This is a genomic window from Mycobacterium montefiorense (assembly GCF_025823255.1).
GTDB lineage: Bacteria > Actinomycetota > Actinomycetes > Mycobacteriales > Mycobacteriaceae > Mycobacterium > Mycobacterium montefiorense.
The window spans coordinates 158785-171435 of sequence record NZ_JACKVL010000006.1; the positions used below are offsets into that span (position 1 = coordinate 158785).

12 protein-coding genes are annotated in these 12651 nt (G+C 65.5%); 6 read left to right on the plus strand and 6 right to left on the minus strand.

Annotation, left to right across the window (positions count from 1 at the left end):
* Positions 1-6 precede the first annotated feature (6 nt).
* The 4 genes from tatA to H7K34_RS02610 are packed head-to-tail and all read left to right on the plus strand — an operon-like array spanning position 7 to position 4901.
* Positions 7-273 carry a Sec-independent protein translocase subunit TatA gene (gene tatA, locus H7K34_RS02595; RefSeq protein WP_108924119.1) on the plus strand — a complete coding sequence of 89 codons (267 nt, stop codon included), beginning with the start codon at positions 7-9 and terminating at the stop codon, positions 271-273.
* Positions 274-316: 43 nt separating this feature from the next.
* Entirely contained in the window at positions 317-1285 is a 969-nt protein-coding gene (gene tatC, locus H7K34_RS02600; RefSeq protein ID WP_372510671.1) for a twin-arginine translocase subunit TatC, read from the plus strand.
* Positions 1286-1309: 24 nt separating this feature from the next.
* Entirely contained in the window at positions 1310-4066 is a 2757-nt protein-coding gene (locus H7K34_RS02605; protein WP_264060488.1) for a DEAD/DEAH box helicase, read from the plus strand.
* Positions 4067-4121: 55 nt separating this feature from the next.
* Positions 4122-4901 carry a DUF4333 domain-containing protein gene (locus H7K34_RS02610; protein WP_264059619.1) on the plus strand — a complete coding sequence of 260 codons (780 nt, stop codon included), beginning with the start codon at positions 4122-4124 and terminating at the stop codon, positions 4899-4901.
* 4 nt (positions 4902-4905) lie between these two features.
* On the opposite strand, the gene H7K34_RS02615 is transcribed toward H7K34_RS02610, so the two are convergent.
* Complete coding sequence (locus H7K34_RS02615; protein ID WP_264059621.1) at positions 4906-5862, minus strand: 5'-3' exonuclease; 957 nt, start codon at positions 5860-5862, stop codon at positions 4906-4908.
* Between the two features lie 48 nt (positions 5863-5910).
* On the opposite strand from H7K34_RS02615, the gene H7K34_RS02620 reads away from it, so the two are divergent.
* The gene (locus tag H7K34_RS02620; RefSeq protein ID WP_264059623.1) at positions 5911-7041 is read left to right on the plus strand and encodes a M24 family metallopeptidase; all 1131 of its coding nucleotides are present in this window, start codon (positions 5911-5913) and stop codon (positions 7039-7041) included.
* Positions 7042-7043: 2 nt separating this feature from the next.
* Here the strand turns inward: H7K34_RS02620 and H7K34_RS02625 are convergent, their stop codons facing one another.
* The 4 genes from H7K34_RS02625 to H7K34_RS02640 all read right to left on the minus strand — a co-directional run bounded on the left by H7K34_RS02625 (position 7044) and on the right by H7K34_RS02640 (position 10615).
* The gene (locus H7K34_RS02625; protein ID WP_264059625.1) at positions 7044-7496 is read right to left on the minus strand and encodes a hypothetical protein; all 453 of its coding nucleotides are present in this window, start codon (positions 7494-7496) and stop codon (positions 7044-7046) included.
* Between the two features lie 95 nt (positions 7497-7591).
* Complete coding sequence (locus H7K34_RS02630) at positions 7592-9472, minus strand: putative alpha/beta hydrolase (RefSeq protein WP_264059628.1); 1881 nt, start codon at positions 9470-9472, stop codon at positions 7592-7594.
* The gene (locus H7K34_RS02635) at positions 9454-9768 is read right to left on the minus strand and encodes a DUF2563 family protein (protein WP_264059630.1); all 315 of its coding nucleotides are present in this window, start codon (positions 9766-9768) and stop codon (positions 9454-9456) included. The genes H7K34_RS02630 and H7K34_RS02635 overlap by 19 nt, the downstream gene beginning before the upstream one ends.
* Positions 9769-9817: 49 nt before the next feature.
* A complete protein-coding gene (locus H7K34_RS02640; RefSeq protein ID WP_264059632.1) occupies positions 9818-10615 on the minus strand; it encodes a DUF5631 domain-containing protein in 798 nt (265 codons plus the stop codon).
* Positions 10616-11626: 1011 nt separating this feature from the next.
* Here H7K34_RS02640 and H7K34_RS02645 point away from each other — a divergent pair.
* Positions 11627-11854 (plus strand): hypothetical protein, encoded by a 228-nt coding sequence (locus H7K34_RS02645; RefSeq protein ID WP_264059633.1) that lies wholly within the window; start codon positions 11627-11629, stop codon positions 11852-11854.
* Positions 11855-11985: 131 nt separating this feature from the next.
* On the opposite strand, the gene H7K34_RS02650 is transcribed toward H7K34_RS02645, so the two are convergent.
* Positions 11986-12540, minus strand: a complete 555-nt coding sequence (locus H7K34_RS02650) for a hypothetical protein (protein WP_264059635.1) — start codon at positions 12538-12540, stop codon at positions 11986-11988.
* Positions 12541-12651 lie beyond the last annotated feature (111 nt).

Here is a 12651-nt window from a genome sequence, read left to right on the forward strand (position 1 = left end):
ATCAAAGTGGGCAGTCTTAGTCCGTGGCACTGGGCGATCCTCGCGGTCGTCGTAATCCTGCTGTTCGGTGCCAAGAAGCTCCCGGATGCAGCGCGCTCGCTGGGCAAATCGATGCGCATCTTCAAATCCGAGATGCGTGAAATGCAGACGGAAGGCAAGCCCGAGGCGCCTTCCATTGAAACCCCTGCCGCGGCCCCGCAGCCCGTGCAGTCGCAGCGGGTCGACCCGTCGGCGACCTCCGAGCAGGGTCACACCGAAGCGCGCCCCGCTTAGCCGGGCATCGGCCGCGGTGCCCGAGCGCCACTGACCGAGCATTGTGAAAACACTCAAAACTTCAGCGCGTACTGCTGCGTTTCTGAAGCATCTCAATCCGCGCAATAGGCGCAGTCGGACCAATCCCGACGCGACGATGTCGCTGGTCGATCACCTGACCGAACTGCGCACCCGGCTGCTGATCTCCCTGGCCGCGATCGTGGCCACCACGATTCTCGGGTTCGTCTGGTACGGGCATCCGCTGTTCGGGCTGCAGAGCCTGGGCGAGTGGCTACGCCATCCCTATTGCTCGCTGCCGCAGTCGGCGCGTGCGGACATCAGCGCCGACGGGCAGTGCCGATTGCTGGCCACCGCGCCGTTCGACCAGTTCATGCTGCGGCTCAAGGTCGGGATGACCGCCGGGATCGTATTGGCCTGCCCGGTGTGGTTCTACGAGCTGTGGGCCTTTATCACGCCGGGGCTGTATCAAAAGGAGCGCCGCTTCGCGGTCGGGTTCGTGATCCCCGCCGCGGTGCTGTTCATCGGCGGTGCGGTGCTGGCTTACTTCGTGCTGTCCCAGGCGCTGGGCTTCCTGTTGACGGTCGGCAGCGACGTGCAAGTGACCGCGCTGTCCGGAGACCGCTATTTCGGTTTCCTGATCAATCTGCTGGTGGTGTTCGGCGTCAGCTTCGAATTCCCGCTGCTGATCGTCATGCTCAACATGGCGGGCATCCTGACCTACGAAAAGCTCAAGTCGTGGCGGCGCGGCCTGATCTTCGCGATGTTCGTGTTCGCGGCGGTGTTCACGCCCGGCTCCGACCCGTTTTCGATGACGGCGCTGGGAATCGCGCTGTCCGTGCTGCAAGAGCTGGCCATCCAGATCGCCCGAATCCACGACAAGCGAAAAGCCAAGCGCGAAGCCCAAACTGAAATCTCGGACGACGAAGCATCGGTCATCGAGCCGGCCCAGCCGATGTCCCAGTCGGTGCCGGAACCGTCGTTTATCGCCGGGCAACACGACGACGTGACGTAGATGTCGGTGGCACCTGACGGCGGCGTGACCGAGTTGACCGAGCTGCCTCGGTTCACCGCGGAGCTGCCTTTTTCGCTCGACGACTTCCAGACGCGGGCCTGTGCGGCACTGGAACGGGGTCACGGCGTGCTGGTCTGCGCGCCAACGGGAGCCGGCAAGACGGTGGTCGGCGAATTCGCCGTGCACCTGGCGCTGGCGGGCGGCGGTAAGTGCTTCTACACCACGCCGCTCAAAGCGCTGAGCAACCAGAAGCACACCGATCTGACGGCACGCTATGGCCGCGATCGGATCGGGCTGTTAACCGGCGACGTGTCGCTGAACGCCGATGCGCCCGTGGTGGTGATGACCACCGAAGTGCTGCGCAACATGCTGTACGCCGATTCGGCTGCGCTGCAAGGGCTTTCCCATGTGGTGATGGACGAGGTGCATTTCCTTGCCGATCGGATGCGGGGTCCGGTGTGGGAGGAGGTGATCCTGCATCTGCCCGACGAGGTGCGGTTGGTGAGCCTGTCGGCGACGGTGAGCAACGCCGAGGAGTTCGGCGGCTGGATCCAGACCGTGCGCGGCGACACGACGGTAGTGGTCGACGAGCACCGGCCGGTGCCGCTGTGGCAACACGTCCTGGTCGGCCGGCGCTTGCTGGACCTGTTCGACTACGAGAACGAGAAGCCGGCCGCCGATCGTCATCCTCGGGTGAATCCCGAACTGCTGCAACATATTGCGCACCGCCGCGAGGCGGACCGGATGGGCGATTGGCGTGGTCCCCGCCGGCAGTCGGGCAGGGGCAGGCCGGAGCGGCCGCGCTTCTACCGGCCGCCCGCGCGACCCGACGTGATCGCCACGCTGGACTCCGAAGGGCTGTTGCCGGCGATCACGTTCGTGTTCTCGCGGGCCGGTTGCGACGCCGCGGTCCAGCAGTGCCTGCGCTCGCCGCTGCGGCTCACCACCGAAGAGGAACGCGCTCAGATCGCCGAGGTGATCGAGCACCGGTGCGGAGACCTCGCGGAAGCCGATCTCGCGGTGCTCGGCTACTACGAGTGGCGGGAGGGGTTGCTGCGTGGATTGGCGGCCCACCATGCCGGCATGCTGCCGGCCTTCCGTCACACAGTCGAGGAGCTGTTCACCGCAGGCCTGGTCAGGGCGGTGTTCGCCACCGAAACCCTGGCCCTGGGCATCAACATGCCCGCCCGCACCGTGGTGCTCGAGCGGCTGGTGAAGTTCAACGGCGAAGCGCACGTGCCGCTGACGCCGGGGGAGTACACCCAGTTGACGGGCCGGGCCGGGCGGCGTGGCATCGACGTCGAGGGTCACGCAGTGGTCCTCTGGCATCCGGGCGAGGAAACCTCCGACCCGTCCGCGGTGGCTGGGCTGGCGTCCACCCGGACGTTCCCGCTGCGCAGCTCGTTCGCGCCGTCGTACAACATGACCATCAACCTGGTGCAGCACATGGGTCCGGAGCAGGCGCATCAGCTGCTCGAGCAGTCCTTCGCGCAGTATCAGGCCGACCGCTCCGTCGTCGGCTTGGTCCGCGGCATTGACCGGGGCAAGCGGCTGCAGGACGAGATCGCCGCCGAACTCGGCGGGGCGGACGCGCCGATCCTGGAATACGCCCGGATGCGTGCGCGAATTTCGGAGATGGAGCGCGCACAGTCCCGGGCGTCGCGGCTGCACCGGCGACAGGCGGCCAACCAGGCGCTGGCCGGGCTGCGCCGCGGTGACATCATCACCATCACGCACGGCCGGCACAGCGGGCTGGCGGTGGTGCTGGAATCGGCACGCGACGGCGACGACCCCCGACCTCTGGTGCTCACCGAACACCGTTGGGCGGGCCGGATTTCGTCGGCCGACTACTCCGGTGCTGCCGAACCCGTCGCGACGATGCCGCTGCCCAAACGAGTCGAACACCGTCAGCCCCGGGTGCGCCGCGATCTGGCCTCGGCGCTGCGGTCGGCTACCGCTGAGCTGGACGTGCCGTCGCGCCGTCGCGCCGCGGACTCCGATGACGGTTTCCACGACCCGGAGCTGACGTCGTTGCGCGCGGAGCTGCGTCGCCACCCGGCACACAACAGCCCCGGCGTCGAGGCTGGAGTCCGTGAGGCCGAGCGTTACCTGCGCATCGAACGCGACAACGCGCAGCTGGAAAAAAAGGTCGCCGCCGCCACCAACTCGCTGGCCCGCACGTTCGACCGAATCGTCGGGCTGCTCACCGAGCGTGAGTTCATCCAGGGCTCCGCGGCTGATCCCCGAGTCACCGACGACGGCCGGTTGTTGGCGCGGATCTACAGCGAGAGCGACCTGCTGGTCGCCGAATGTCTGCGCACCGGCGCCTGGGCCGAACTGAAGCCCGCCGAGTTGGCCGCGGTGGTTTCGTCGGTGCTCTACGAGACGCGCGGTAGCGACGGCCCCGGCGCTCCGTTTGCCGCCGAGGCGCCGACCCCTAAATTGCGGCAGGCCCTGCAGCAGACAGCGAAGCTTTCGTTCGCGCTGCGTACCGACGAGCAAACCCACCGCATCGCGCCCACCCGCGAACCTGACGACGGCTTCGTTACCGTCATGTACCGGTGGGCGCGGAGCGGCGATCTGGCTGGCTCGCTAGCCGCGGCCGACGCGACCGGCAGCGGTTCACCGTTGTTGGCCGGGGATTTCGTGCGGTGGTGCCGTCAGGTGCTTGATCTGCTGGACCAGGTGCGCAATGCCGCGCCGGATGCTGAACTGCGGGCGACGGCAAAGCGTGCGATCAACGATGTCCGGCGCGGCGTCGTCGCAGTTGACGCCGGGTAGGCTGGGCCCGAGCTACCGTTACAGGGCCATGACACAAGGCGATTGAGGAGAAATGATGAGCGGACCGCACGGATCGAACCCGGGCCAGCAATGGCAACCGCCCGGCGAGGGTGGCGATCGCTCCCAAGAACCGACTCAGGTGGGTCAGGTGGGCTCACCCTGGCAACAGCAGCAACCGCCGACCCAAGAGGGAACGTGGCAAGCCCCGGCGTACCCGGCAGCCGCCGAGTACCCGCAATACCAGCAGCCGGCTGAGCACGCCTACCAGCAGCAGTACCCCCAGCAGCAGCCCGGCTACGGGCAACCCGAGCAGTACGGCCAGCAGGGCCAGTACGCGCAGCCCGGTCAGTATGGCCAGCCGGGCCAGTACGCGCAGCCGGGCCAGTACGGTCAGCCCGGTCAATATGGGCAGCCGGGCCAGTACGGTCAGCCAGGTCAATACGGTCAGCCCGGCCAGTACCCGCAGCAGTACCCGGGCTACGAGCAGCCGAAGAAAAAGCGGTCGATGGCGCTGATCGGCGGCGTGGGCGGGGCGATCGCGTTTCTGCTGATCGCGATCGTGCTGGTGCTCGGCTTCTGGGAGCCCGGATTTTTCGTCACCACCAAGCTGGACGTCAATAAGGCTCAGACCGGCGTGCAGCAGGTCCTGACCGACGAAACCAACGGCTACGGCGCGAAGAACGTCAAGGACGTCAAGTGCAACAACGGCGCCGACCCGACCGTGACGAAGGGCGCCACCTTCGACTGCGCCGTCAGCATCGATGGCGCTCAGAAGCGCGTGACGGTGACCTTCCAGGACGACAAGGGCACCTACGAGGTCGGCCGGCCGCAGTAGCGCGTCACTGCGGCAGCGAGTCGAGCGCTTTCTGCAGGCGGGCAATCGAGGATCCCACGCCGAATTCCGTGGCCAGCGCCGCGGTGCGCTGCGGGTCGGCGGCCGTCAGCGGTAGCTCGTCGGTGGGTCTCGACAGCGTGATCGGTACGTCGGTGGCCACCCGCACCACCTGACCGGCGGCCTCGATGTAGTCCGTGGCGGTCAACAGCTTTGCCCGCAATCCCTTGGCGATCTTGGATTTCGGGTCGTGCGCGGCCGCCAGGATCTGCTCCAGCGAGCCGTGCTGCGCCAACAGCGTGGCGGCCGTCTTCTCACCGACGCCCGGCACCCCCGGCAGGCCGTCGGAGGGGTCACCGCGCAACAGCGCGAGTTCGGCGTAGGCCGGTCCGGCGCGGTCCAGCGGCACGGAATAGTGTTCGGCCACCTCGGCGGGCCCGAACAGCGTGGCTTTGGCCAGGCCGCGGCCCAGATAGAGGACCCGAACCGGGACGGGATCGTCGGTGACCACCTGCATCAAGTCGCGGTCTCCGCTGACCACGACGACCGGGTCGTTGCTTTCCTGCGCTGCCAGCGTGCCCAGCACGTCGTCGGCCTCGAAGCCCTCCGCGCCGGCCGTCGTGATCCCGAACGCGTCGAGGAGCTGCATGATCATGTCGACCTGCGGCGACAGGTCGTCGGGCACTTCCTCGACGTCCGGCGTGCCCTCCGGTTCCGGCTCGGCCACCCGATGCGCCTTGTACGACGGGATCAGGTCCACCCGGAACTGCGGGCGCCAGTCCAGATCGAGGCACACGGCCAGCCTTTTCGGTCGTTGTTGGGTGATCACAACGGCCATCGAGTCGATGAACCCGCGCACGGCGTTGACCGGCCGACCGTCGGGAGCGGTGATCGACGACGGCACCCCGAAATACGAGCGGAACCACATGCTGGCGCCGTCGAGCAGCAACACAGGTGCAGGCATGCGGGCTATCCTGCCAGCGCCGCCGCCGACGCGGTTAGCCTGGCTGCCATGGATTCTCACCGATTCGATGCCGCGGTCTATGCCCGTCGCCTGGCAGCGGCGGCCGCCGCGACCGCCGACGCCGGACTCGACGGCCTGGTGATCACCACGGGATACGACCTGCGCTATCTCAGCGGGTCGCGGGCTCAGACGTTCGAGCGGCTGACCGCGCTGGTGGTGCCGGCCTCCGGTGACCCGACGGTGGTGGTGCCGCGGCTGGAGCTGGCCTCGCTCAGAGGATCGGCCATTGCCGAATTGGGTTTGCCGGTGCGCGATTGGGTCGACGGCGACGACCCCTACCAATTGGTTCTTGCGGCGCTGGGCGGCGCTCCCGCCGCGACGGCGGTCACCGACTCCATGCCAGCCCTGCATCTGTTGCCGCTGGCCGGTCTGCTCGGCGTGCCCCCGGTGTTGGCTACCGACATACTGCGCAGCCTGCGGATGGTCAAGGAGGAGTGCGAGATCGACGCGCTGCGCAAGGCCGGTTCGGCCATCGACCGGGTACATGCCCGGGTGCCGGAGTTCCTGATTCCGGGCCGTACCGAGGCCGACGTCGCCGATGATATCGCCGAAGCTATTGTCGCCGAAGGGCATTCGGAGGTGTCGTTCATCATCGTCGGCTCCGGCCCACACGGCGCCGACCCGCACCACAGTTATTCGGACCGCGAACTGCGGACCGGTGACATTGTCGTCGTCGACATCGGGGGAGCCTACGAGCCGGGATACCACTCCGACTCGACGCGCACCTACAGCATCGGAGAGCCTAATCCCGATGTTGCGCAGCAATATTCGCTGCTGCAGCAGGCCCAGCGGGCGGCCTTCGAGGTGGTTCGTCCGGGGGTGACCGCCGAGCAGGTCGACGCCGCCGCCCGCGACGTGCTAGCCGAAGCGGGACTCGCGGAGTTCTTCGTGCACCGCACCGGCCACGGCATCGGACTCTCGGTGCATGAGGAGCCCTACATCGTCAGTGGCAACGATCTGCCATTGACTGCGGGGATGGCATTTTCGATCGAGCCGGGCATCTACTTTCCGGGCCATTGGGGTGCGCGCATCGAAGACATCGTCGTCGTGACCGAGGACGGCGCGCTGGCCGTCAACAACCAACCGCACGACCTCGTCGTGGTACCGGTGTCCGAATAGCCTTACGGCTGCTGGATTTCCTTGCTGATATCGGCCGGCACGATCGAGCCGTCGGTGCGGTGATCGGTGGTGTCGCGGCATTCACCATTGACGTCGACGCGAGCGTGGCTGTTGAGTTCGACGCCGGCGGGTGGGCGCGGCGACACGGTCAGGATGATGTTGACGTTGTCTTTCCGCAAGGTCGGTGAGTGAGATTTGAAATCGGAATCGGTGCTCCACCCGTCGGCGACGAGTCCCTTGATCACCGTCTGAGCGTCGGCGGGTTCGTTGTGCGGGATGCCTGGCAGCCAGAACGCCACCTTCGCAACGCCTCGAAATGGCGGCTCTCCCTGGTCGTTACACGACTCATAGCTGAATGTCGCCTCGGTCACTTGGCTGTGCAGGGTAGTCACGATGTCGCGGGCAGCGTTGAGGACCTGGGCGCGGGCTTGTTGTGGGGATATCGGATTATGCACGGTCTCAGCACATCCCGTGAGTGCAACGCCGATTATTGACGCCGCGACGGCGATCCTGGTTGTGAGAGTCCACACTCGTCACTTCCTTTCTGCGGTTAGCCTGTCGGGGCGCTGTGGGTGTGCCCGGTGGTCGCCGAGCGGAGGGCCTCTGGGTCAAACCAATCACCCATTCCGTATTCGCCGCGGTGCGGTGCCGTCATGCCGTCGTGTTCCAGCGCGTCACCGTGGCCGGAAACCACGTCGGCGATGCTGAACAGCGACTCCGACCCATTATCGAAGTAATGGGAATGGTCGTAAATCGGGTTGGCGGTATAGCCGGGGACTTCGGCTTTGAAACGGGTGGCCCCGTAGCCGTCCACGGACGGATCGTCGCCGAGTCCGCCCAGCGTCGGACCGAAGACGCCCGGACCCGTCACCTGACCGGGTGACCAGGTCACCGCATCGCCCGAGGCCGCGCCGACGTAAAGATGTCCACCTGGCGATAGGTGGAAGTCGGCTGCGGAGTGGGCTAAATCCGTGCCGGGCGACCCGACCAGCACCACATCGTTGGAATGCATGCCATAGCCCGCTGCCGCGTCCGAGACGACGGTGGATCCGTAGGAGTGGCCGACCACGGTCATGTGGGTCGGCGCACCCTCGTGAGTCACCGCGAACGCGTTGACATCTGAGGCCAGCAGCTGGCCCCCGGTACGTGCCATGTTCGGCTCGTACAGGCCGGGGTCGGTCACATTATTCGGGGCGTCGTAGCCGATCCACATCACCACCGAAGTCGGCTTGCCCCCAGCGGCGCGTGTCGTTTCGTCATAGAGACGTACACCGTCGGGGTTGGCCAGAGTTCCTTCGTACACACCGCTTCCTAGGCCCTTGACCAGGATTGCGGTGTGCGCGGCGGTGTCGGGGTTGCCCATTGCGATGGCCGCCACACCCTCTCCGCCGAATGCGTCAGGCTGATACCTCACCAGGAATATGTCCGGGTGCCTGTTCCAGAGGTCCACCGCCTCTGCGGATTTTGCCAAGCCTTCCTTGCTGCGAGAGGCGTTGGTGTAGCGGTTGACCTCGGCGGGCGACAGCCCGTAATTGCCCGGATTGCTGAGCACGTCGTTGACGGATACCCCGTTGTTGACGAGGTGCTCGACGCGGTGCAGGTCGTCGTTCATCACCGCCATGTTGACCTGGCTGCGAGCCACAACGGGAATCCCGTTGAGGTTGCCCAGATCCGCGGGATGCTGGGCGATCAGTCGGCCCTGTTGTTCTTTGGTGAGCGACTTCCACCACCGGTTTACGCCGTCGGTGCTTGTTCCCGGGGCTGGGAGCGGAATCGAATCTTCGGCTCTGGGAGCCGATTCCGGTGCATCCACGCCTTGGATGGCCGCGCCGTCGTATCCGTCCGTGCGCAGCGTCGTCAACGACTTCTGCAGGTAGTCGGAGTAGCCGCTGCGAATCGAGCGAATTTGTGCGAGAGTCGATTTGGTGTCGTCGATGGCTTGCTGTTCCAGCAAGCCGATGAGCGTATCCACCGCTGATCTATCCGCAGCGCTGAGGTGAGGGTCTTTCTCCAGGCCCAGTGCTTGCCCGAGTTGGTTGTCAATCTGCTGTAGTTGGCTCTCCAACGTCGAGATCAACGTGGCGCCGGTTCGCTGCGCTTCGGCCAGGGCGGCGGCGATGCTTTCCAGGTCAACGCCGATCTTGGGCAATTGCAAGGACTGTGCACCAAGCTGCTGGGCGGCGCGCTGCACCTCGGCTGAGTCGTTGATCGGGTTCTCGCCGTGCTCGCGATTCCAGGATGCCTCAAAGCGATTGCGGGCTTGTTCGAATGCGTTGGAGGACTCGGTAGTACAGCGGCCCGCGTTGTGAAATACCTGCGCGAGATCGGAAATCTGTGCGGGACGGCCACTTTGGAGGCTACTGTTGATCGCCCAAGGGTCACCGCCGGCTTCGGCGATCAGCTGGGGGATGCTTATGTAGCGGAGTTGCATCGCACGGCCCGCAGTTTCGCGGCGTTGTGCTCCTCCATGTCGGTGAACTCTGAGGCGGCTTTGTGGGCCTTACCGCCGACTGTGGCCAGCGTTTCCCCGTGGGCTTGCAGGTCTTTCACATGCTTGCCGTGGGCTACGCTCACCGCTTCGTGAAATTGCTCCGCGGCGGAGAAGTCACCGAACATCCCCGACATCAGCGGTCCCCGCGACAGGCGATCGGCTGCGTCTTGAGCATGCCCGCCCGCGCGGTGAGACTGGCTTCCCCCCGATTGCAGTAATCCAGTGTCGACGAACACCGCCACCCCTTCCGAGCTGGACTAAAGATTACTACCGGCGGTTTTGCCGTCAATTCACCTTGTGGGTCGTTGCACTGCAGGCCTGGAACCAGGCGAGGTGATAGTTGGCGGCCGTCTTGTCGTCTGCCACCAGTGCCTCGATGGCTGCCAGCAGCTGCCAGTTTCCGACGTCGTGCAAGTCGACGTTCTCGGGGTAGCTGTCCAGAACGCGGGTGCTGATCTCGCGCAGATGCGTTTGCAGGAGATCGACCTCCTTGTCGAGCACCCCGGTGCCGCCAGTGGCGGCTTTGGCGAGCGTGTGGGCCAGTCGCGGCAGACCGTCGCGCCATTGTGTTGCCTGGTTGAGCTCCCAACCGAGTTCGTCGATGTCGGGCAGGCGGCGGGGCCGTGGCGAGGTGGGGGTGGGCTCGTCTTCCTCCGGAACGTGGTGGATCGGGGTGTATCCCGCGGCGACAGTGACCTCGCCGAGCAGGGTTTCCAGGTCGCCGCGGCGTCGTTCGGGGGACAGCAGTGTGACCGCGGCTGGGAGTTCGATGCCCGGCGGGATCCAGCCGCTGGCGAGATCTGTTGTAAGCACGGTGGTTTCGTCAGAGCGATTTCCGGCCGCCCAGGACAGCCGAGGTTGTTGGCGGGCAACCGCGGCCACCAGTCGCTCTAGTCGTGCACGCTCGGTGGCGTTGGCCGATGCGGCCCCGGCGAGTGCCCCGGTAGCGGTGGCCGCGACGGCCTCGGTTCCCAGACCCGACGGCGACGACGGCGGTGCAGGAGGGGGCGATTGGCGCACGACCGTGGGCTGAGCCGGGCTACCTTGCCCCGCCGAGGGATGCACCGGCGCAGAACTTGGCATCGCGGAGGGCGGTGGGCTCGATGGAAGGACAGGGCCGGAGGCTGCGGGGATCGTCGGCCGTATGTCGGAGGCGTAAGCCGGCAGCGGGCCCGCGGACGCGGGTGCAGCCGCGGCTGGGCTTGGCGATCCCGCGACGACCTGTGGTGGCGGGGTTGCGTCGGGGGCTGCCGCATGCGCGACGGGCGGTGCTTCGTATGCCGGTGCGTTGACCGGGACAGCGCCCGCGCCTGCGGTGGGGGTCGTCGGTATCTGAGGGTCTGTGGAGTGAGGGGGCGGCATCGCGCCAGCAGTCGCGGAAAGTGGTGTCCCTGCCTGCATTCCCTTGTCGAAGCTGTGCATCAAGTCGGCCGGTGTTACCGGCTGGACCGGGCTGGTTGGTGCCGCCGGTGCGCCGGTTAGGGGTGTTGCTCCAGTCGTGGGCAGGTGTGGACCCCCACCGGACGCAGTTATCCCGGGGCTTGGCAGGCCCTGAGCTGGAGCCACTAGAGCAGGCGCACGAACTGGGGTCGGCGCCGACGGTGTCGTGCCAGCGGGCTGGAGTCCAGCTGGTAGCTGGCCGCCCTGCGAATAACTCTGTGGCGGCGTTGGCGCTGGGATCCTATTGCTCACAGGTTGAAGTCCCGTTGGGAGCTGCCCAGCGCCGTGTAAGACTTCCGGTTCGACAGGTGGCGATGCAGGCGGCATTTCGTCAGCCGGAGTTTGCATTCCCGTCGGTAGGGCGCCACCCGATCGGAAAGCTTCCGTTGAATCGGAGTTGCCCAGTGCTTTCCTTACCGTATCTTCGAGTTCCCCGGGTTGCTCCTGCGCTGGTCGGAACATTCGTCCGACGTCCAGGCCATGAGCCTGTGCGAACTGTCGAGCCGACTGCCCCGTCCCTTCAGCGTCAAGGATTCGCTGCATCGCGTCGAGCACGTTGCCGCTGTACTTAGCTGAGACCAAGCTTGCCTGAGCCCGATACTCGTGTATCGCGGCGACGATCTGCGGAACCTTGGCTTCAGGGGGCTCTTTCGAATGTTCTATCTCGTTGATGCGGTTGTTACCTTCATAGGCGACATTGGTCAGATCGTGCTGGAGGCTCACCATACTGTCGTAGGCGGTGGCGTATGCGTTCTCCTTGACGCCGTTCTTTTGGGCAACTTGTCGGGCCTGATCTTCGCCCTGACGGTAAGCGTTGCGCAGATCGTCCACAGTACGGCCCCGCTGTTCGGCGAGCGGCCCAGATTGGGCGTTACGGAGTAGGTCCGCAAAATTAGAATATCCCGTTTGGATATTTCTGCGGTTAGTTCGGCTATGTAGAAGTGCCATTAGATCTTGGTCGTGTATCCACTGGTCACCAACAATCGGGATTGAGTATTTCCCGGGTGGAAAAATCATTTGCACATTCCAGATACTTTTGAACCTGTACTTTCGACTGTTTGAAGAGCCGATTGTATGTCCGTATCGCTCGCCTCGGCCATGTAGTCAATGGCAAGTTCTTGATACGCGCTCGCGAGTGCTCTCGTTGCTCCCGCAAGGCCGGCGGGAGTGGCGGGTTCCTGCGTCAGGGTTTTCGTCAGATATTCGCCACCGTCATACAGGGCGAGGCGCGCATTCGCGGCAACGCCGAGGAGCAAGGCAGGGTCGCTACCTCCGCTACGACCCGTGTTCGCGAGTACCGCGTGATGCACCTTTTCGTAGGCAGCGCAGACCTTGGCCTTAGCCTCGACCGTCTGCTGGTCGGAATACGTGGGCGCCTGAGGGAGCGAGCCTGGCTTGTTGCTGGCTTCGGGACGGAACCAACCTGCGATCGCGACGCCCAATGTCGCTAACAGCGCAACTGCGAAGAATACAAAAATCGGCCACTGACGGGCCTGTTTGGGTGGCGTCGCGGCCGGCCAAGGGGGCGGCATAGGCGACGCAGCTGGGCGTGTTCCGAAGTCCGACACGATCTCAATCGTATCGTCCTGTCGCGATGCCGGTAGTCACCCACGATGTCGCGAGGACACTACATTGGCGCATCAATTGCAAGCTGCTGGACAAATGTTCGCCCGGTATTG